Annotated in this window: 22 protein-coding genes; 8 read left to right on the top strand and 14 right to left on the bottom strand. The window is 62.2% G+C overall.

The features are described 5' to 3' along the window. Nucleotides 1-4: 4 nt before the first annotated feature. From NKH06_RS05345 to NKH06_RS05335, 3 genes are all read right to left on the bottom strand, one after another. Nucleotides 5-970 (bottom strand): DUF3592 domain-containing protein, encoded by a 966-nt coding sequence (locus NKH06_RS05345; protein ID WP_352892457.1) that lies wholly within the window; start codon nt 968-970, stop codon nt 5-7. 117 nt (nt 971-1,087) lie between these two features. Then, nucleotides 1,088-1,696: a class I SAM-dependent DNA methyltransferase gene (locus tag NKH06_RS05340; RefSeq protein WP_128303308.1), complete on the bottom strand. Its 609-nt coding sequence runs from the start codon at nt 1,694-1,696 to the stop codon at nt 1,088-1,090. A 154-nt stretch (nt 1,697-1,850) separates the two neighbouring features. After that, nucleotides 1,851-2,852 carry a glycoside hydrolase family 25 protein gene (locus NKH06_RS05335; protein ID WP_502895807.1) on the bottom strand — a complete coding sequence of 334 codons (1,002 nt, stop codon included), beginning with the start codon at nt 2,850-2,852 and terminating at the stop codon, nt 1,851-1,853. Here NKH06_RS05335 and NKH06_RS05330 point away from each other — a divergent pair. After that, on the top strand, nt 2,740-3,015 hold the full coding sequence (locus NKH06_RS05330) for a hypothetical protein (RefSeq protein WP_245490376.1): 276 nt from the start codon (nt 2,740-2,742) through the stop codon (nt 3,013-3,015). The two genes, NKH06_RS05335 and NKH06_RS05330, sit on opposite strands and share 113 nt — an antisense overlap. Before the next feature lie 72 nt (nt 3,016-3,087). On the opposite strand, the gene NKH06_RS05325 is transcribed toward NKH06_RS05330, so the two are convergent. From NKH06_RS05325 to NKH06_RS05295, 7 genes are all read right to left on the bottom strand, one after another. Continuing rightward, the gene (locus NKH06_RS05325) at nt 3,088-3,864 is read right to left on the bottom strand and encodes a phosphodiester glycosidase family protein (RefSeq protein ID WP_128303307.1); all 777 of its coding nucleotides are present in this window, start codon (nt 3,862-3,864) and stop codon (nt 3,088-3,090) included. Between the two features lie 72 nt (nt 3,865-3,936). Beyond that, nucleotides 3,937-4,809 carry an undecaprenyl-diphosphate phosphatase gene (locus NKH06_RS05320; RefSeq protein ID WP_023810374.1) on the bottom strand — a complete coding sequence of 291 codons (873 nt, stop codon included), beginning with the start codon at nt 4,807-4,809 and terminating at the stop codon, nt 3,937-3,939. A gap of 189 nt (nt 4,810-4,998) precedes the next feature. After that, the gene (locus tag NKH06_RS05315) at nt 4,999-5,196 is read right to left on the bottom strand and encodes a hypothetical protein (protein WP_013532087.1); all 198 of its coding nucleotides are present in this window, start codon (nt 5,194-5,196) and stop codon (nt 4,999-5,001) included. Between the two features lie 184 nt (nt 5,197-5,380). Beyond that, nucleotides 5,381-5,779 (bottom strand): GFA family protein, encoded by a 399-nt coding sequence (locus NKH06_RS05310; RefSeq protein ID WP_023810373.1) that lies wholly within the window; start codon nt 5,777-5,779, stop codon nt 5,381-5,383. Between the two features lie 197 nt (nt 5,780-5,976). Then, a complete protein-coding gene (locus NKH06_RS05305) occupies nt 5,977-6,933 on the bottom strand; it encodes an alpha/beta fold hydrolase (protein WP_128303305.1) in 957 nt (318 codons plus the stop codon). 43 nt (nt 6,934-6,976) lie between these two features. Further along, entirely contained in the window at nt 6,977-7,462 is a 486-nt protein-coding gene (locus NKH06_RS05300; RefSeq protein WP_023810371.1) for an SRPBCC family protein, read from the bottom strand. A gap of 129 nt (nt 7,463-7,591) precedes the next feature. Beyond that, nucleotides 7,592-7,840, bottom strand: a complete 249-nt coding sequence (locus NKH06_RS05295; RefSeq protein ID WP_013532091.1) for a ParB N-terminal domain-containing protein — start codon at nt 7,838-7,840, stop codon at nt 7,592-7,594. Between the two features lie 154 nt (nt 7,841-7,994). Between NKH06_RS05295 and NKH06_RS05290 the strand changes: the two genes are divergently transcribed. The 5 genes from NKH06_RS05290 (at nt 7,995) to NKH06_RS05270 (ending at nt 13,726) form a co-directional block, all read left to right on the top strand. Continuing rightward, on the top strand, nt 7,995-9,638 hold the full coding sequence (locus NKH06_RS05290) for a N,N-dimethylformamidase beta subunit family domain-containing protein (RefSeq protein ID WP_352440173.1): 1,644 nt from the start codon (nt 7,995-7,997) through the stop codon (nt 9,636-9,638). A 1-nt stretch (nt 9,639) separates the two neighbouring features. Further along, the gene (locus tag NKH06_RS05285; RefSeq protein WP_352773159.1) at nt 9,640-11,019 is read left to right on the top strand and encodes an aminotransferase family protein; all 1,380 of its coding nucleotides are present in this window, start codon (nt 9,640-9,642) and stop codon (nt 11,017-11,019) included. 10 nt (nt 11,020-11,029) lie between these two features. Then, nucleotides 11,030-11,959 carry a 3,5-dioxohexanoate:acetyl-CoA acetone transferase gene (kce, locus tag NKH06_RS05280; RefSeq protein WP_023810367.1) on the top strand — a complete coding sequence of 310 codons (930 nt, stop codon included), beginning with the start codon at nt 11,030-11,032 and terminating at the stop codon, nt 11,957-11,959. A 226-nt stretch (nt 11,960-12,185) separates the two neighbouring features. Further along, the gene (locus NKH06_RS05275) at nt 12,186-12,701 is read left to right on the top strand and encodes a GNAT family N-acetyltransferase (protein ID WP_352440171.1); all 516 of its coding nucleotides are present in this window, start codon (nt 12,186-12,188) and stop codon (nt 12,699-12,701) included. Beyond that, nucleotides 12,698-13,726, top strand: a complete 1,029-nt coding sequence (locus NKH06_RS05270; RefSeq protein WP_352440170.1) for a histone deacetylase family protein — start codon at nt 12,698-12,700, stop codon at nt 13,724-13,726. Before NKH06_RS05275 ends, NKH06_RS05270 begins: the two co-directional genes overlap by 4 nt. Nucleotides 13,727-13,741: 15 nt before the next feature. Here the strand turns inward: NKH06_RS05270 and NKH06_RS05265 are convergent, their stop codons facing one another. The 3 genes from NKH06_RS05265 to NKH06_RS05255 all read right to left on the bottom strand — a co-directional run bounded on the left by NKH06_RS05265 (nt 13,742) and on the right by NKH06_RS05255 (nt 16,699). Beyond that, complete coding sequence (locus NKH06_RS05265) at nt 13,742-15,007, bottom strand: cysteine desulfurase-like protein (RefSeq protein ID WP_352440169.1); 1,266 nt, start codon at nt 15,005-15,007, stop codon at nt 13,742-13,744. Nucleotides 15,008-15,059: 52 nt separating this feature from the next. Next, on the bottom strand, nt 15,060-16,127 hold the full coding sequence (locus NKH06_RS05260; protein ID WP_352796647.1) for an aldo/keto reductase: 1,068 nt from the start codon (nt 16,125-16,127) through the stop codon (nt 15,060-15,062). Nucleotides 16,128-16,243: 116 nt separating this feature from the next. After that, nucleotides 16,244-16,699, bottom strand: a complete 456-nt coding sequence (locus NKH06_RS05255; RefSeq protein ID WP_127258340.1) for a hypothetical protein — start codon at nt 16,697-16,699, stop codon at nt 16,244-16,246. Between the two features lie 396 nt (nt 16,700-17,095). On the opposite strand from NKH06_RS05255, the gene NKH06_RS05250 reads away from it, so the two are divergent. Then, entirely contained in the window at nt 17,096-17,260 is a 165-nt protein-coding gene (locus NKH06_RS05250; RefSeq protein WP_224695736.1) for a hypothetical protein, read from the top strand. A gap of 58 nt (nt 17,261-17,318) precedes the next feature. Here NKH06_RS05250 and NKH06_RS05245 read toward each other — a convergent pair whose 3' ends face one another. Continuing rightward, nucleotides 17,319-17,825: a DUF1993 domain-containing protein gene (locus NKH06_RS05245; protein ID WP_352796643.1), complete on the bottom strand. Its 507-nt coding sequence runs from the start codon at nt 17,823-17,825 to the stop codon at nt 17,319-17,321. 138 nt (nt 17,826-17,963) lie between these two features. Between NKH06_RS05245 and NKH06_RS05240 the strand changes: the two genes are divergently transcribed. Next, nucleotides 17,964-19,016 carry a DUF1176 domain-containing protein gene (locus NKH06_RS05240; protein ID WP_352796640.1) on the top strand — a complete coding sequence of 351 codons (1,053 nt, stop codon included), beginning with the start codon at nt 17,964-17,966 and terminating at the stop codon, nt 19,014-19,016. Nucleotides 19,017-19,044 lie beyond the last annotated feature (28 nt).

Raw genomic sequence — 19,044 nt, 5'->3', positions numbered from 1 at the left:
AGTGTCATACCAGCCCGAGCAGAAAGGCGGCGCCGCCGAGAAAGCCTGCCGAGCAGATCCATAGCAGCCCAAGCCCCCGGACCCGGCATTCGAGCACCGCTGAGCCGGGGTTGACGGGGTCATAGTGAACGTCGACCTTGCTACCTTCGACATATTGCCGTGCCTGGCCGCCGACGAGGCCGGGCAGCGAGGCGGTCACGGTGGCGCCGAAGGTCACACGATCGGCGCTGTAGCGCTTGCCGGCGACGCCATAGGAGTAGACGATGCGGGATTTGAAGACGGTGCGCCAGCGACCATAGCCTGAATGGTTTCGGAGCGCCTGCAGGCCTGAGGTTTCGATGCGGCCGGCCGCGATCGGCCATTTTGCCGCCTGTTCGGCCAACGATTTCTGGGCAAAACCCATGCGCAGGATGAACAAGCCCATAAAAAGCAGCAACGCCGCGGCACCGAGATTCTGCGGCTTGGGCAAATGCGGCCCGATCGCTTCCAGAACACCGCCGACGGAAAACACCAGCACAACCGCCCCGATCACCAATCCTGCCGAAAGTTGGACCATGAACTTGAAGGCGCCGTCCGGCAGTGTGCGCTCGATCACCGCTTTGCTCGGATCGGCCGGATTGTAGAAGACAGTCACCTCCGCGCCGCGGGGAAACTGGGCAAGGGTTTCAGCGACTTCGAAATTCCCCAAATTCTCCTTCACGCTGTGGCGCGAGCTTTGAAATTTCTTGCCGCCGACCTTGTATTCGAAGGTGATCGCCGGAAAATTCCGCATTTCGGTGGTATCGCTGCTGTCCGAGCCAACGCCCGAGTTTCTCACTTCACGTGCCTCGACGCGCGAGGAAATGATCTTTCCCGGCGCCGGCAGCCAGCGGCTGAGCGCTTTCACCTCTCGCCATTTCATGAAGGTGATGAACGACAGCGCGCCCGCGACCACGCAGGCAAAGCCGACAAGCATGATCTTGAGTTCCAACTCGTCTCCCCCAGGAGTGCAGGAACTTCACATAGACAGCAAGGCTGCGGCAATGTCTTGCTTATTCGCGAAATCTGAAAAGGCTGAGCAGCGCAAACAGCGACAGCGTTCGGCGGGTCATGCAGGCTTGACGGCCAGGAACGTGTTCCATTCTTCGCTATCGCGGCCGACGTTGAAATCGTCCCTGATGAGGACGAGCCCGGCGCCTTCGAGACGGGCCGCGAAGTCGTCCCTGCGCCAGTAGACCATGTGATATTCGCCTGATGTCTCGCCGTCGCCATTGCGCATCGAGACGAGGAAGGCGCCGCCCGGCCGCAGCGACCCGGCTATCTTGGCAAGTACCTGGTCGGTCTCGTCGCGAGGCACATGGATGAGGACGCATAGGGCCAGGACTGCGTCGTAGGGGCCGCCGAGATCATCGGTGATGAGATCGAGCAACTCGCCATGCTTGCCACGCGCGGCCTGCAGTTCCAGAAACCGCTTGGTTGCGTCGGTGCGCCGGACTTTGACGCCCAAAGTCTCCAGAAAATCCGCGTCGTATCCAGCTCCGGATCCGACTTCCAAAATCCGGCCGCCTGCACCGGCGATTGCCACCAGGCGCTTCAGCGATGCCTGCTCTCTCTCATTGGGAACATGGCGCACGATGGCATCATATTGTTCCGCATAATCCTCGTAAGCGCTGATCGTTTGACGGCTCTGCGCCAGAGCCTCCGATGACACACCCATCTTTCCCTCCCATGCGTCCATGTCGGTCAAAGGGCCGGACACTTTCCTCAGCGAATGCTGCCGGCGGAAGCGTGTCCATCGAGCAGTCCGATATCGCGCTTGCCCAGACCGCGGGCATCAGGCAGAGCGAAGCGCGCCGGGACTGACGACTGTCTCAGTTGGCGTCGGCTACCGTCTGCCGGCCGCCGGCCCAGGCGCGCCATTGCCGTTCGTCGCCATGGAAGACATTGAGGTCTATACGGCCGGTGACGCCGTGCGACAGGCCGGAGCCGGAATACTGCCAGAAGAGCCATTTGCGGCCGGGATAGACCTTTGACGGATGCTGGGCCACGGCACGCAGCCAGAACGGATAGTCGAGGAATTCGCCCCTGAGATTGTCGCGGTAGAAATCGGGCGCGGTGTAGATGATGGGACGCTGGCCGTAATGGCGCTCCAGCTTGTCCATGAACACCTGCATCTTTTCCAGCACCTTTTCGCGCGACGGCCGGCGCTTGCAGCTGGACTCGCCGTTCCACTCGACGTCTATCACCGGCGGCAGTGCGCCTTCGACCCTGGGCACGTTGCGGATGAACCAGTCCGCCTGCTCGCCGGCCGTGCGGCACCAGTAGAAGAAATGATAGGCGCCGCGCTTCAAGCCGGCGGCGTCGGCGTTGCGCCAGTTTTTCATGAACATCGGATCGAGGTGGTCGCCACCGTCGGTCGCCTTGATGTAGGCGAAGTTGGCGCCCTGGGCGCGCAGCTTGTCCCAATTCACGTTGCCTTGCCAACGCGAGACGTCGACGCCGTGCACTGCAAGGCGGCGAGGCGAAGCCTTGCCGAAATTGATAGGCTTGGCATCACGAAAACCGTAACGGGTGAGCGGCCCGGCAAGCATGGCCGGTGCCGCGCGGGTCAACAGCTTGGGCGGCGACACCAAGGCTGCCGGCTCGACCGGCAACCCGCCGACATCAGGCACTTGGGGATCAGGCACATCAGGTGCGGCAAACACCCCCGTCTCTTCCTCCTCCGCCAAACCAAACGGGCGCCTCGGACCGTTGTCAGACATGGGGGCCAATTCGGCCCTTGCCGCCCTGTTGCCCCTTGCCGCCGGAGCAGCGGCGATCGGTGCCGGCGGCCGAATCACGGAACTGGTGGTCTCGTTGGACGGTTTCTGCAAATCCAGCGCGTCGACGCCGGCCGTTGAAGAGCAGCCGGCAAGGCATAGCGATGCGATCAAAAAACTGACGACGCCCGGAATCCGCATCTGGACCTGTACTCAAAACACAACAGACCGAGGGCAAAACGACAGCCGACGGACAAACCGGATCAGTTATGAATGAGAAATTACCAATAAAGTTTGAATCAATTTTTTTCGCCCATACCGCGTGTGGGTAAGCGCGGTGGAAAACCGGCTAGGATTTCCTGAAAACGCCGATCATCGGCCCGAGATTCCAGTAGTCGTCTTTGCGGCCGATGGCAGGCGCAAACAAGCTTGATATCGTGCCGTCGAGGAACAGCGCGTTGTCGCAGCCAAGCGCGTCGCGGAAAAGCCGGGCGAAGGCATGGAAGGTCACTGTGCCGTTCGAAATCGCAAAGACCGCGACGCCGTCCTTTCGCACCCCGACACCGTCGCGGGTTTTCCGCGAAGTGCCGTCAGCCTGGAATTTTGGATGCAGCTTGCCGTCGATCACCAGCATCGGCCCCGATTGCGTCGCATAGTCGACGGTCGGGCGCCTTTTCACGAAATCCCTGGTGGCACGGACCGCGGCCTTGCCGTCGCGCAGGTAGAAAATGCCGTTCGGCTGCAGGGAAAAATTGCCGCTTCCCGATCCCGTTTTCACCGAGGCCATCTCCTGGCCACGCTCGACATAGAGGCCGACCGGCGCGAGGTTAGGGTGATACATGCCGGCATTGATGCCGAACACCATCGTGCGCCCGATCGCCTGTTGCGCGGCATGCAGATTGTGCAGCGACTGAAACGGCTTGCCCGCCGCATCCTTCCAGAACAGCTCGAGCTGGTATCGTTTCGGATCGACCTCGCAAACGAGATAGCTGGTCGCCTCGAAGGTGAAGTCCCGGCATGGCGGCAGTGAAGCGGCCCACTGGCCAAATGCCGCCACCGACGGCAGTGCGCCCTTGGCCAACGCCAGCAGCAACGGCAGTGATTGCAGGAGGGTCAAAAAATCCATGTGCGTACCGGAATCGAAGTTCGAGGTCCGGTACGGATATAGCCCGTTTCAAGCGATACTGTGGAACTTGCCTTAGACGAGCCATCCCATCGCCACGCCCAGCAGCAGGACGACACCGAGCAGGCCGCGATAAATGACGAACGGCCAGGCCGAGAAACGCTCCAGCACGTGCATCAGCCCCCATATGGCGAAGAAGGCGGAGATCGAGGCGACGACCAGCCCGACGGCAAGGACCGACCACCCATGGGCGTCGAGATGGACCTTGTGCAGTTCCCAGAGTTCCTTAAGGCCGGCGAGTGCAATCGCCGGCAACCCGAGCAGGAACGAGAAGCGCGCCGCCTCGGCCCGCTTGAAGCCGAGCCCCAGTGCCGCCGTCAGGGTCGAGCCCGAGCGCGAGACGCCGGGGACAAGCGCGCCGATCTGGGCAACACCGACGAGCAGCGCATCGGTCAGCGACGCACCGCCCATGCTGCGCCGGTGACGGGCAAAGATCTCGGCCAGCGCCAGCAAGATCGCCATTGCGATGCAGGCCCAGCCGATCACCGTTAGGCTGCGTAGCGGCGAATTGCAGGCGTTGAGCACGCCCGACAGCGCCACGCCGGCGATGACGATCGGGATCGTCGCCAGCACGATCCAGAGCGCCAGCTTGAAATGCCGGTCGGCGAAATCGCGTCGCGCCAGAGCGTCGAACGAACCAAACAGGATATTCCTGACATCACTCCAGAAATAGCTGACCACCGCGGCAAGAGCCGCGAGTTGCATGGCGGCGGAGAAGGCGGAGCCAGGATCCTGCCAGCCGAGCACGGCCGGCACGATGCGCATATGGGCGGTCGAGGAAATCGGCAACAGTTCGGTGATGCCTTGCACCACGCCGAGGAACGCCACCTTGGCGAACCCCAGCCCGACGAAGCCCGTGTCCAGGCCTTGTGTGCAGATGTCGGCCAAAATCGAATTCCGTGCATGAGAGATCAGAGTTGCGTGGACCGACCACCGGTCAATCCCCGACAAGCCTTATCGTCATGGGCCGGATAATCAATTTACGGATTTGTAAGCTGGCGTGCCGAAGTGCACGCCGTTCGAAAACCGGCCCACCTTGGAGCCGGCTTGAGATACACAGGGAAAATCGCAAAGCGACTACGGGCAGAGCCAGAGTTTCTGGCATGTCCTGGCGATCACATGCGCCGGCGGCACTTCGGGCTCATCGGTCGAAGGCCGGCGAGCCCGTTCGAGCAGCATGCGCACCTGTTCGGGGCGCACACGATCGCGCTCCATCACAAGCAGGACCATCGGATCGCTCAAAAGCTCGTCCAGGGTGCTGATGCTGTCGTTCATCCGTCGTCTCCTCGAATGCCGTACCCGCGACCCATAAATAGGGAGACAATGATGGCCCGCCAATGACGCTTTGCCGGCTATCTCGTGTCGATTTGGATTAAATTTTGGCCATGGTTGCGTTCTTCCTTCTCGCTGGCGTAGCGCGTCGATCCACCTTCTTCCACAACAAAGGGAAAAGGGAAAATTAGCCTGGCGGAGGGGCGCCTTCGTATTTCGGCAGGCTGTCATCGAGCACCACCCAGGGCTGCTTCGAGGCGGTGAAAATATGCATTTGCGGCTTGAAAACCGTGGGATCGTCGAGCGAACCGGTGGTGATGCCGATGATATCAGCGGAATCACGCCGGGAAAACATCGTCGTGCCGCAGCTCGGGCAAAAGCCGCGCTTGAGATCCGGCGAAGAGTTTATGGTCGCCAGCGGCCCGTCGATCGTCACGTCGTCGATGCGAAACAGGACGCGTGCGTTGAAGGCGGCGCCGATCGCCTTCTGGCAAACCCGGCAGTGGCAGACGCGTTCGTTGATGGGGGCCGCGTCCGCGCGGTAGCGCACCGCCTTGCACAGGCATCCGCCGTCATATCTTGCCATTGTCCGGATCGATCCACTGGTGGGGGAGAATAGGCGCGCAAGGTATCGGCGCGGCCGATTGGGTCAATTGAAAAGCTTTGATGCAACGTCATCGCTTATGCTGATGCGAGTGGGGCTGAAGTCATGACGCCGAAAGCCGTCATGGCGGCCGCATGACGATCCGCCGGCTGCCAGCCAACAACCGGCGGCCTTGGCGTTCACTCCGTTTCGCCGACGACCTCGTCCCAGGTTTTGACCTTGGTCTGGCCGTTGAGGAACGGCAGCGCGGCGGCCGTGAGTTCGGGGGCGAAGAAAGTGTCGTAGTGGGTGCGGTTGGGCAGGATCGCCAGGCGGTTCTGCGACAGGTTCTCGCGCATCCAGCCGGCGTCCTTCAGCCCGCCGCCGAGCATCTGATAAAACTTGATCTCGTGCTCGGGCTTGTACATATCGCTGTCGCCATAGACCAGCATGACAGGCATCTTCAGCTTGGCGACGTCGGCCGAGTAATCGCGGTTCTGACGCATGAAGCCGCCCAGCGCATCGAGGAGCTTCGGGAACTCCTCCGGATGCGGCGCCACCGCGACGTAGGATTTGTACATCGGCGTGTCCTTCATGAACTCAGCCGCAGCCGCGCTCACCTGTGCCTGCTGGGGACGCATCTCGTCATAGAAGCCGTCCGTGGCGTAGCCGGTCGATACCAGGACGAGGCGGCGCACCGCTTCGGGATGCTGGCCGGCCATGCGGAAGGCGACGCCGCCGCCCAGCGAATAGCCCATGACATCGACCTGGTCGTAACCGAGCGCCTTGACGATGGCGGCCATGTCGTCGCCCATCGCTTCCACGGTGAATGGTCGGTCACCCAGCGCGGTGCGACCGTGACCCTGCAGGTCGACGCCGATGACGGTGCGGTTTTCGGCAAGTTTCGGCAGGATCGGCGCGAACATATCCGTGGTGCCGAGACCGCCATGCAGCAGAAGCAGCGGCTCGCCCTTGCCATAGATGGCATAATAATAATTCAGGCCGTCGATCGGCAGCAGGCCAGACTTTTCCGGCTTCGGCAGTGCGTTCGTCTCAGTCGTCATGGCGGGTTTTGTCTCCTCCGCATTGGTGGTGCCCGGGCAGGCAAGCAGTGCTGCGGCCGAAGCAAAAATGGCGAAAAACAGGGTTTTGGACATATCGATCTCCTCTCGTCCTGCCGGTATCAGAGCGTCATGCGGATCAAAGCGTTTTGGCGAGTTCTTCGAGCTGGTCGGCGCACTGTCCCCAACCCTCGTGGAAACCCATCTTCTCATGCTGTTCGCGGTCGGCGACGCTCCAGTGCCTGACCCGAGCGATGTAGCGCGTCTTGCCGTTGCCCTCGTCCTCGAAGGTCAGCACGACGGTCATGAACGGCTTTTCCGAAGGCTGCCAAGCCTCTGTGTAGGCGTCGGTGAAGACGATCTTCCTGCCGGGAACGACTTCGAGGAAGATTCCCGGGTTGGGGAATTCGTTACCGTCCGGGCTAGCCATGACGACAAGGCTCGAGCCGCCGGTGCGCACATCCATCTCGGCGCGCGGCGTCGTCCACGGCTTTGGCGAGAACCAGCGCGTGATCAGTTTCGGATCGGTCCAGCAGCGATAGACGTTCTCACGCGGCGCATCGATGATGCGGGCAAGAACCACTTCACGGTCGTTGGTGGGGGCGGTGTCGAGCTTGGTGGTCATAAGGGCGTCCTGCGTTTGATCTGGCTTCCGTCCCAAGGACGAGCCGATGAACCGCAAACCGACATCGTCCACGAAAATTTTGCGATGACGTCCCTGCTCCGCGTCGGTCCGTGGGGAACGAAGGAAGTGTCAGTGGCGCTTGGCTTGCACCAGATAAGCCTCGATTTCGGTCTCGCCGAGCCACTTTGCCGCTTCCAGCCGGTGCAGGCCTTCGACGAGGATGTGGCGTTTGCCGTCATGGCGGACCTGGATCGGCGTCTTCATGCCGTTTTCCAGAATGTCCTCGGCCAGATGGCGGACGGTCTCGGGATGCAGCGTCTTCTTGCGCGCTGTCGGCACGTAGATCTCGTCGACTTTGACCTTTTGCACTCTGAGCATTCCGACCCCCGTGGCGGAAACGCCGCCTGCCCTGAGATAGTCCGTTTGATGGAGGCGGCCAAGGGTGCGGCTAACGAATGCTGGTCCGATCGTTTCCATTTGACGCAACGACAGCAGATCGCCGAAATGGCGGCCTTCGACCTTTCAGGTGTTCATGACCCATCTGCCGACCGAATTCCCCGATTTCGGACTGACGCCGGAGCAGCGCCGCCACGCGGTGCGTGGCCATTACTACGAATGGCCGGGGATGGATGGCGAGCGCGGCGAGATCTGGTGCTACAGCGACCGCTTTTCCTATCGCGCCGGCGAAACGGTGGCGTTGCATGTCAGTTCGACAGCTCCGAACTTCGGCATGACAATCACCCGGGATGGCGGCAGCGAGACCAAAGCGTTCGAAAAATCGGGCATCGCGGCACGCCGGCAGGACACACCTGACCAGTGTTCGGTTGAAGGCTGCGGCTGGGACGTATCCTTCGAATTTCGCGTCGGGGCGGACTGGCCGTCCGGTGCCTATCGGGTCACGCTGACCGCCGACGGGCGCGACGGCAAGCCGATCCAATGCCACCATGTTTTTATCGTCAGCCCACAGCCGGGCCGTAAACCCGGCCGTGTGCTGCAGGTGGCTGCGACAGGCACATGGCTGGCCTACAACACCTGGGGCGGCTCCAACCATTACCAGGGCATCACCGGGCCGGACCGCAACCAGTATTCGCCCATCGTGTCGACGCAACGCCCCTGGTGCCGCGGCTTCGTCGTGCTGCCGAAGGATGCGCCGCGCGTGCCGCTGGAAGTCGCCGTGCCGCCGAAGACGGTGCCGCGTTATCCGCATATGGAATGGGCGCTCGCCACCGGCCATTCGAAGAAATACGCCTCGTCGGGCTGGGCCAGCTATGACAGCCATTTCTTCCGCTTCGCCGAACGGGCCGGCTATGGCGTCGATCTCATCAGCCAGCACGATCTGCATTTTTCGCCCGAAATTCTCGACGGCTACGACTGTGCCGTCTTCGTCGGCCATGACGAATACTGGACCTGGGAAATGCGCGATGCCGTCGACGCCTATGTCGAGCGCGGCGGCCATGCGGCGCGCTTTGCCGGCAATTTCATGTGGCAGACGCGGCTGGAAGACGAGGCCCGCCGGCAGGTCTGCTACAAATATCGCGCGCGTGCCGAAGACCCCGCCTATCTCCCAGGCGGCGACATCACCCGCGCCACCAACTCCTGGGAAGCGCCGGAAATCGGCCGGCCGGGTTCGGCGACCTTCGGGCTCAACGCCACGCGCGGGGTTTATACCGGTTGGGGCGGTTGCGCGCCGCGCGGCGTGCGTGGCTTTCCGGTCTACCGGCCGGAGCACTGGGCCTTTGCCGGCACCGGCATCTATTATGGTGACCTGCTGGGCTCCGACAGCCACGTCTATGGCTATGAAGTCGATGGGCTCGACTTCGAGGTACGCGGCGGCCTGCCCTACCCGACCGCCACCAGCGGCGCGCCAGACGGCCTGCAGGTTCTCGCCGTCGGCATGGCATCCCAGGTCGAGGAAAGTGCCGACATCCCGATCGAGGACCAATTCCTCACCGACGAGGATGGCCGCTTCACCGCCGAGACGCTGTTCGGCGAGGCGAGCGACGCCAATCTGGAAAAAGTCAAACGCGGCAACGGCATGATCGTCAATTTCCCGCGTGGCAAGGGCGAGGTGTTCCACGCCGGAAGCTGCGAATGGGTCGCCGGCCTGCTAAGACAGGACCCGATGGTCGAACGCGTCACCAAGAATGTCCTCGATCGTTACCTCGGAAAGTCCTGACATGTCGAAAGTCCAGACCGCCACGCAAGACACCGATGCCCGGCGAGAGTCGCATCTGTTCTATTTGTCCAGCCTGCGCCGGCCGCTGATCGACCGCGCCGAGGGCATTTATATGTGGACGCAGGATGGCCGCCGCTTCATCGACGGCTCGAGCGGCCCGATGGTCGCCAATATCGGCCATTCTAACCGCAATGTGCTGGATGCCATGAAGCGGCAGATGGACCGCGCCACCTTCGCCTATCGGCTGCATTTCGAGAACGAGCCGGCCGAGGAGTTGGCACGCGAACTGGCCGGCAAGCTGCCGGAAGGCATGGACCGCATCTTCTTCGTCTCGGGCGGCTCGGAGGCGACGGAATCCTGCATCAAGCTGGCGCGGCAATGGGCCGTTGCCACCGGACAGGCCAGCCGCTGGAAGGTGATCACGCGCTTCCCCTCCTATCATGGCGGCACGCTGGGTTCGCTCTCGATCACCGGCGACGATGCGCTGGCCGAAACGTTCGAGCCGATGATGCGGGTGATGCCGACCGTGCCGGCGCCGAACGCCTGGCGCGACCGCGACAATCTCTCGATGGAACAGCGCGGCATCCGCTATGCCGACATGCTGGAAGAAAAGATCCTGGCCGAAGGGCCTGAGAGCGTGGTGGCCTTCATCATGGAGCCGATCGGTGGCGCGGCGACCTCAGCCCTGGTGGCGCCCGACAGCTACTATCCGCGCATCCGCGAGATCTGCGACCGCTACGGAATCCTGCTCATCCACGACGAGGTGATGAGCGGCGCCGGTCGCACCGGCAAATTCCTCGGCGGCGACCATTGGAACTGCAAGCCCGACATCGTCGCGCTGTCGAAGGGGCTGGGTTCGGGCTATGCGCCGCTTGGCGCGCTCGCCGCCCCGATGCGGCTGGTGCAGCCGCTGCTTGACTCCGGCGGCTTCCAGCACGGCCACACCTATGCTGGCAATCCGCTGGCCTGCGCCGCCGGGCTTGCCGTGCTCGGTGAAATGGACCGGCTCGACCTGATCGCCAATGCGGCCGCCATGGGCGACGTGCTGATGGACGGGCTGAAGGGGCTGGCGAAGCGGTTTCCGTTCATCGCCGATATGCGTGGCAAGGGCCTGCTCACCGGCGCCCAGATGGTTGCCGATCCCGAGACGCTGAGGCCGATCGACCAGACCAAGAAAGCCACGCAACGGCTGCTCGACCTCGCCTATGAGCGCGGGCTGATCATCTATGGCCGCAGGGTCAAGGGCGGCGTCGACGGCGACAATTTCATGGTCGCGCCGCCGATGATCGTCACCAGGGAGCAGGTCGGCGAGATCGTCTCCATCATCGGCGACTCGCTGGACGTTCTGGCCTCCGAACTCGACCTACCGGTCGAAGGCTGAGGCGACAAAGATGGCGCCTAGAAAAGTCATCGTCACCTGCGCTGTCACCGGCTCGGTGCACACGCCGTCGATGTCGCCCTATCTGCCGGTGACGCCGGACCAGATCGCAGCGGAGGCGATCGCGGCGGCCGAAGCCGGTGCTTCGATCCTGCATCTGCACGCCCGCGATCCGAGTGACGGCCGCCCGACCGCCGATCCGGACGTCTACATGCAGTTCCTGCCGCGCATCAAACAGGCGACCGATGCAGTGATCAACATCACCACCGGCGGCTCGTCGCTGATGACCCTGGACCAGCGGCTGGCGGCACCGCTCAGAGCCGAACCCGAAATGTGCTCGCTCAACATGGGTTCGATGAATTTCGCGCTGTTCCCGATGCTCGACAAGCCGAGGGAATGGCAGCACGAGTGGGAACCGAAGCTGCTGGAAGCCACCCGCGACACGATCTTCAAGAACACCTTCGCCGACATGGAAGGGGTGCTGGAAAGACTGGGCAAGGGCTGCGGCACGCGCTTCGAATTCGAATGCTACGATGTCGGCCATCTCTACTCATTGGCGCATTTCCGCGACCGGGGGCTGGTGTCTGGCCCATTGTTCATCCAGTTCGTGCTGGGCATTCTGGGCGGCATCGGCGCTGACCCGGACAATCTCGTCCACATGAAGCGGATCGCCGACAAATTGTTCGGCGACAGCTACCAGTTCTCGGTGCTGGCCGCCGGCCGCCAGCAGATGCCGCTGATCTCGATCGCCGCGGCCATGGGCGGCAATGTCCGCGTCGGGCTGGAGGACAGTCTCTATGACGGCCGCCAGCTGGCGAAATCCAATGCCGATCAGGTGCGCCGCATCCGTGGCATTCTCGATGGGCTGTCGCTGGAGGTTGCAACCCCCACCGAAGCGCGCGACATGCTGGCGCTCAAGGGCGGCGACCGGGTGGCGTTTTGAGATGCTGGCGTTTGAAAGGGAGACAATCTGAAATGATTGCGTTCCTTCGCACCCCCCTCTGTCCTGCCGGACATCTCCCCCGCAAGGGGGGAGATCGGATGTCATTTCGGCTTTCGCTAACTTCCAACGTTGCAGGATGGGCGGTAGTATCAAAACTGCCAATCTCCCCCCTTGCGGGGGAGATGTCCGGCAGGACAGAGGGGGGTGCCTGGGCACCGAACCTCCGATGATTGTCCCCCCGCCCAATATCCTCCTTCGACTCGGCACTCTCGACGACGTCGAAACGATCCACGCGGCGATCCTGAAACTCGGCACCCATATCGGCGCGCCGGAGGAAATCATCTCGACACCGGACGATCTCAGAACCTATGGCTTCGGCGAAAAGCCCGCCTTCTCGACCCTGATCGCCGAGGTGGACGGCGAATTTGCCGGGCTTTGCCTGCATTTTCCGATCTTTTCAACCTGGATGGGGCGGCCTGGCGTCTATGTGCAGGACCTCTATGTCGAGGATCGTTTTCGCGGGCGCAAGATCGGCGAGCGGCTGCTGCGGCACGTTGCGGCGCAGTGCCGGAAAGAAGGCGGCGTCTATCTCCGACTGTCGGTCGACACCGACAATGAAGGCGCCAAGACCTTCTACGAAAGGCTGGGCATTGCCTGGTCGAGCTATGAGCAGACCCAGAAAATCATTGGCGAGGCGTTCTTTGCCTTCGCCGATGCGCCGCAGAACGAGGATCCGGAATGAAAGCCTTCTATGCCGAGGAACAGAAGCGTCACGACCCCAAGGCCTTTCTGTCAAGCGGTGCGGCGCAGCCCAATCCGGAAAAGCCGGAGCGCGTCGGGAGATTGTTATCCGGCGCAAAATATGCTGGCTGCACGATCGAGCGACCTCGCAACCATGGCCTCGGTCCGGTCGCGGCTGTGCATACGCCCGAATATCTGGATTTCCTCGAGCATATCTACGCGCGCTGGCAGCGCATCGAGGGCGCTTCGGCCGAAGTGATCCCCAACATCCATCCGATCGCGCGCAACGGCTCCTACCCGGCCTCGGCAGTCGGCCAGGCCGGCTACCACATGGCCGACACGGCCTGCCCTATCTCAGGGGAAACATGGCAAAGCGCGCTGTGGAGCGCCTGGAGCGCGGTCGAAGCCGCCGAGGCGGTGATGTCAGGCGTACCGGCCGCCTACGCGCTATCCCGCCCGCCCGGTCACCACGCCTTTGCCGATGTCGCCGGCGGCTTCTGTTTCATCAACAATTCGGCCGTCGCCGCACAGGCTCTGCGTAAACAGGCCGCACGGGTGGCGATCCTCGATGTCGACCTGCATCACGGCAACGGCACGCAAGGCATCTTCTATGCACGACCGGATGTGCTGACCGTCTCGCTGCATGCCGATCCCGTGCGTTTCTACCCGTTCTTCTGGGGCCATGCCGACGAGCGCGGCGAAGGGCCAGGCCTCGGCTACAATTTCAACCTGCCGCTGCCACGCAAATCCGCCGACGCGGCGTTTCTCGAAGCGCTCGAGGTAGCGTTCCAGCGCATCCGTGCCTTTTCGCCCGACGCGCTGGTCGTGGCGCTCGGGCTCGATGCGTTCGAGGGCGATCCGTTCGGCGGACTTTCGGTGACGACGCCGGGTTTCTCGCGCATCGGCGAGGCCATCGCAAAGCTCGACCTGCCGACGGTCATCGTCCAGGAGGGCGGCTACCTCTGCGACGAACTCGGCGACAATCTCACCGCGTTCCTCACCGGCTTCGGCGGCAAGATGCGGTGAGTACTCAAGCCAGTGTCAGGAGCGCTGCTGCCTGAGCATGGCGATGACCCGGTGCACGCTCTCCAGCGTCTCGTCGATTTCGGCAGATGTGTTGTAGTGAGCGATGCCGATGCGCACGACGCCATACTCGGCCGGGATGCCGAGTTGATGGACGATCTCCCAGGCATAGTTGTGCCCCGACCACAGGAAGATGTTCTCGGCGTTCATCTGCCGTACGATCGTCTCCGGCACGATGCCGTCGACGGTGAAGGACACCGTCGGCACGCGCTCGCCAATCCGCTTCGGATCGGTGATGCCGTGGATGGTCAGACCCTCGATATCGGACAGACCGTCGATCAGCTGTTGCGCCAGCGGGTTTTCATAGGCGATCGACACCGCGAACGCCTTGGCAATCTTCTGCCTTCGCGATCCACCCTCGCCCGCTGCCGCGCCAAGGTCGGCGAAGTAATCGACCGCGGCCGTGAGGCCGGCCATCAGTTCGATCTGCGGCGTGCCCAGCTCGAACCGCTCCGGCAGGCCGTTGGATGAACAGCGGCACTTGTAGGGTTTCAGATCATCGATGACATCATGCTGGCCCCACAAAATGCCCATATGCGGGCCGAAGAATTTGTAGGCCGAACAGATCAAGAAATCGCAGCCGAGCTCCTGAACGTCGATCAGGCCGTGCGGGGCGAACTGCACGGCATCGACATAGACCAGCGCGCCGGCGTTCCTGGCGATGGCGCTCAGCGCCTTCACCCGGTTGATGGAACCAGTCAGGTTGCTGGCATAGTTCAACGCGACCAGCCGGGTCCTGTCGGATAGCAACCCGGCGAGCGTCGCCTCTTCGACCTGCCAGCTCTTTTCGTCGAACGGCAGCCAGCGCACGACGAGGCCGAGATCCTCGGCCAGCTGCAGCCAGGGCGACACATTGCCCTCATGGTCCATGCGGGTGAGGATGATCTCGTCGCCGGGCTTCATCGTGCGACCGAGCGTGCGCGACATGTGATAGGTCAGCGTCGTCATGTTGGCGCCGATGATGATTTCTTCCGGGCTCGCCGCACCAAGGAAATCGGCCATTGCCCGATGCGCCTCATCGACGACGGCCTGCGCGGCAATCGTCGTTTCGAAATAGCCGCCAAGGTTGGCGTTGGTGGTCAAAAGACAGCGCGACACGGCGTCTGCGACGACTTGCGGCACCTGCGTGCCGGCCGGATTGTCGAGATAGATGCGGCGACGGCCCTTGTCGGTCAGGGAGAGAGCGGGAAATCTTTCGCGGACCAGCTCGATCGGAAAATTCATTGTTGCCCTCTCCCATTGTAATCATTGGATTCGGCCAGCGGCCAATCCCCGTTCAAGGACAGGGATTACCGACCCGCTGATGGATCGCATCCACCGCCTTCTGCATTTCTTCGGTCCAGACGACATCGACGGAAGACAGCGCCATGTCGAGCTGCGAAAGCGTCGTTGCGCCGACGATGTTGGAGGTTACGAACGGCCGGCTTGAGACATAGGCATTGGCAAACAGTGCCGGCTCCAGGTCAAAGGAGCGCGCCAGCTCATTGTATTCAAGTTGTGCTTCGGCAGCACCTGGCGTCTCGTAGCGCTGGCCGCGGTTGAATAGCTGCGTGCGCGAGCCCTGAGGCCGCGCGCCATGGTCGTATTTGCCAGTCAGGTATCCCTGTGCCAGCGGCGAATAGGGCAGCAGCGACACTTGCTCGCGCTCGCAGACCTCGGCGAGGTTCACCTCGAAGGTGCGGTTGACGAGATTGTAGGCGTTCTGGATCGACGCGACGCGCGGGCCGATGTCCTTGTCGGCTTCGGCAAGGAACCGCATCACGCCCCAGGAACTCTCGTTCGACAGGCCGAAATGGCGTATCTTTCCTGCCTTCACCAGTTCGTCGAACACGGCAAGCGTCTCGGCGACCGGCGTTTCGTCGGCCGGTGCGCCGACGGAATCGGCGCGCGGCGACACGGCGCCGACGCGCGTCGGGTTGGCGCCCCAGGGGATATCCCGCTCCGGCCAGTGGATCTGATAGAGGTCGATATAGTCGGTGCCGAGCTTGGCCAGCGACTTGTCGATGGCGTCAAAGATATCGGCGCGCACCAGTTGCGACGGCCTGTCGCCGCGAAACCAGCTGTTGGCCGTGCGGCCGACGACCTTCGAGGCCAGGATTACCTTGTCACGGTTGCCCTTGGCTTTCATCCAGCTGCCGATGATCTTTTCGGTCCGTCCCTGCGTCTCCGCCTTGGGCGGGATCGGATAGAGCTCGGCGGTGTCGATGAAATTGACGCCGCGCGAGAAAGCCAGGTCCATCTGGGCGTGGCCTTCGGCCTCGGTGTTCTGCTGGCCCCAGGTCATGGAGCCCAGGCAGATCTGGGTAACAAGGAGATCGGTCCGACCGAGACGGCGTTTGTGCATGGAATTCGGCTCCGGAGGAAGGCTGGCGCGACTGCGCGGAGGAAGCCGCATCTATAGGCAAAGCAGAGCCGCTCTCCAAGCCTGGCCAGAGCGACTTTTGCGTGAACCCGAAAGGTTTAGCGGCGAGCGCCGGCCAGCGCGCGGCGCTTGGCCTCGTCGATCAGCATGTTGGCCACTTGCATGCGGATCATGGCGCGCTGGCGCAGATGCGGAGCGACACGGTCGGGGTGGTTGGCAAAGGCAAAGCTGCGGCGCATGCGGCCGAAATCGGCGACCTGCTTGGGCTGATTGAGGCCGAGTTCCACGGCGATGGCTTCGGGATCGATCGGCGGCAGTTTCTCCTCGGGCTTTGGCTCTTCGCCGGCGAGAGCCAGCTTGGCATGATCGAGCAAGGCGGCGAATTCGGTCGCCAGATCCGCGCCCGCCTCGCGATATTCGGCAGCGGAAACCTTGATGCGGCCGGAATGGAGTTCATCGGCCACCGAAAGATAGTCGAACGGGATGGATGGACGCGCGCCGGCCTCTTCGCCCTCGCCATTCTTGTCGGGGGCGATGAAGAGGTCGTCGAGCAACGAAGCGAAATCCCGCTTGGCGCCAGTAGCGATGTCAGCCTCCCCCTCGCCCGACCATTCGGGTATAGAAGCATAGAACCGGCTCGTTAAAAATGCATGGCACCGATCTTAACGAATTTAGCCGTCGCCTCATCTACCGCTTGACTGACCGCAATCCCAAAAACAAAAGCCGGACTGCATTTTCATGCAGTCCGGAATTCGCCAGGAGTGGCGAGGAAAAACCGGCCATGTAGCCAGCATTCGAGGCTACGATGCGCATCAGTCAAAAGTTTCATCCGGTTGCAGAAAATGGCGAAAAGATCGCCAAGACATGGCAGGTATGCGAATGCTGCACTGCACAATTGTCACGATTCACCTATATTGGCAGCGCTGGAGGACCAATTTGGGGCTTGAATCATGGGTTTCTTCGCTGAAATGTTCGCCCGGCCGCGGCCGCAGGAGCATCTGAGATACCGCTCGGCGCTTGCGCTGCTTCATTCGATGAGCAATGCCGACCGCGCCGACATCGGGATCAAGCCGGCCGACTTCCCCCGCATCGCCCGCGAAATGTCCGTTCGCTAGCTGCATGCGGTGTTCAGGATGTCCCGGATCGGTCCGGGACACCTAAAAACTCAGTTCCTTAGCGCGATCCCAGGAACGTCGCCTTGCCCAACGGCACGCCGTTGTGGCGAAGGATGTCGTAAGCCGTGGTAAGATGGAAATAGAAGTTGGGCATGGCCACATGCAACAGATATTGCAGGCCGGGCATCGAGCTTTCGCGTCCGCCAAGTTTCAACTCGATGATCTTGTCGTCGGAGCCATCGAACTCTGCCGCCGAAAAGGTCGTCAGAAGGTCCAGCGTCTTCGTGATGCGCGCCTGGACATCGGCGAAACTCGCCTCGTTGTCCTCGTATCTCGGCACTTCGCGCCCGGCGAGCCGGGACGGCGCACCCTTGGCGTGATCGGTGGCGATCTGCACCTGCCGCGTCAGAGCGTACATGTCGGGCGCCAGCCGAGAGGTCAAAAACACCTGCGGATCGATCTTGCGGTCAAGCGCATTCTGTTCGGCGGTCGCCAGCACATTGGAAAGCGCTTTCAGCCTGGCTGCAAACACCGGCACGGATGCCTCATACATCGATATCGTCACGTCAAATCTCCTGTCCGGCCGAACGCCGGCGGACGCCACGTAGCGCCTTCGCGCAGGATTTTTCAAGACCGCCGACGCTGCGTCACCACGTTGCCGCAATCGCCGTCGTAGAATCCTCTTATCGAGCGGAGGTTCCCGATGAGACGCGCCCTTTTCGCAGCGACTGCCTTTCTCTCCCTTGCACCGATCGGCCAAACGACATTGGCAGCCGAAGATGCCCCCGAAGCGCCCTATATCGACGATCGGTCGAGCGCCGATGCGGTTGTCCGTTCGCTGTACAGCGCCATCAGCCGGCACGAATTCGCCCGCGCATGGGGGTATTTCGGCGATACAAAGCCGGCAAAGGATTTCGATAGTTTCGTCAAGGGCTATGATGGGACGGACAAGGTCGAAGTCCAGACCGGGACGGTTTCCGACGAAGGCACGGCTGGCAGCATTTTCTACAACGTCCCCGTCGCCATCCGCGCGACGGACAAGGCTGGCGGCGAAAAGGTCTTTGCCGGGTGCTATACGCTGCGCCAGGTGAATGCCCAGATCCAGGCGGAGCCACCCTTCGATCCGATCCACATCGAGAAAGGGGCACTGAAGCCCTCCACTGCCGATTTCGAGAAGGCGCTGCCGCCAAGCTGCGGCGATAGCCCGCCACCGCCAAAGAAAGACACCGCACTGGAACAGGCCAAGAAGGCCTTTCTGGCAACCTATGGCGACCAGTGCGACAAGCAGTTCCTCGCCAATGAGCCGACCGTTTTTTCGATCAAATACAAGGACAAGGATGCGCAGCCCGGCGATCCCGACAAGGAGACGCGACTGTTCCATTTTTCCTGCTCGGCCGCCGCCTACAATGAAAGCTCGGTCTACTACATGACCGACGAGGTATCGGGCGTGCAGCAATTGCAGTTCGCCGAACCCAAGATGGACATCCGCTACGAGAACAATGACAGCAACGGCAAATTGCTGGGCATGAGTATCGTCGGTTTCCAGACGTCGGGCTGGGCAGTCAATTCCGACTATGACGAGGCCACCCAGATGATCACTACGTTCAACAAGTGGCGCGGCATCGGCGACGCGTCCGACGCGGGGACGTATCTGTTCCGCAACGGCAATTTCTCGCTGGTCCAGTACGACGTCGATGCGTCCTATGACGGCGAGCAAAACCCGCAGACTGTCGTCGACTACAACACCGCGCCTTGAGCGTCACACGGGCTTGCAGGCAGCGCCT

Origin of the sequence: Mesorhizobium sp. M1342 (assembly GCF_040317955.1) — a bacterium.
In the GTDB taxonomy this organism is placed as follows: Bacteria; Pseudomonadota; Alphaproteobacteria; order Rhizobiales; family Rhizobiaceae; genus Mesorhizobium.
This window is presented reverse-complemented; position numbering and strand designations above follow the sequence as displayed.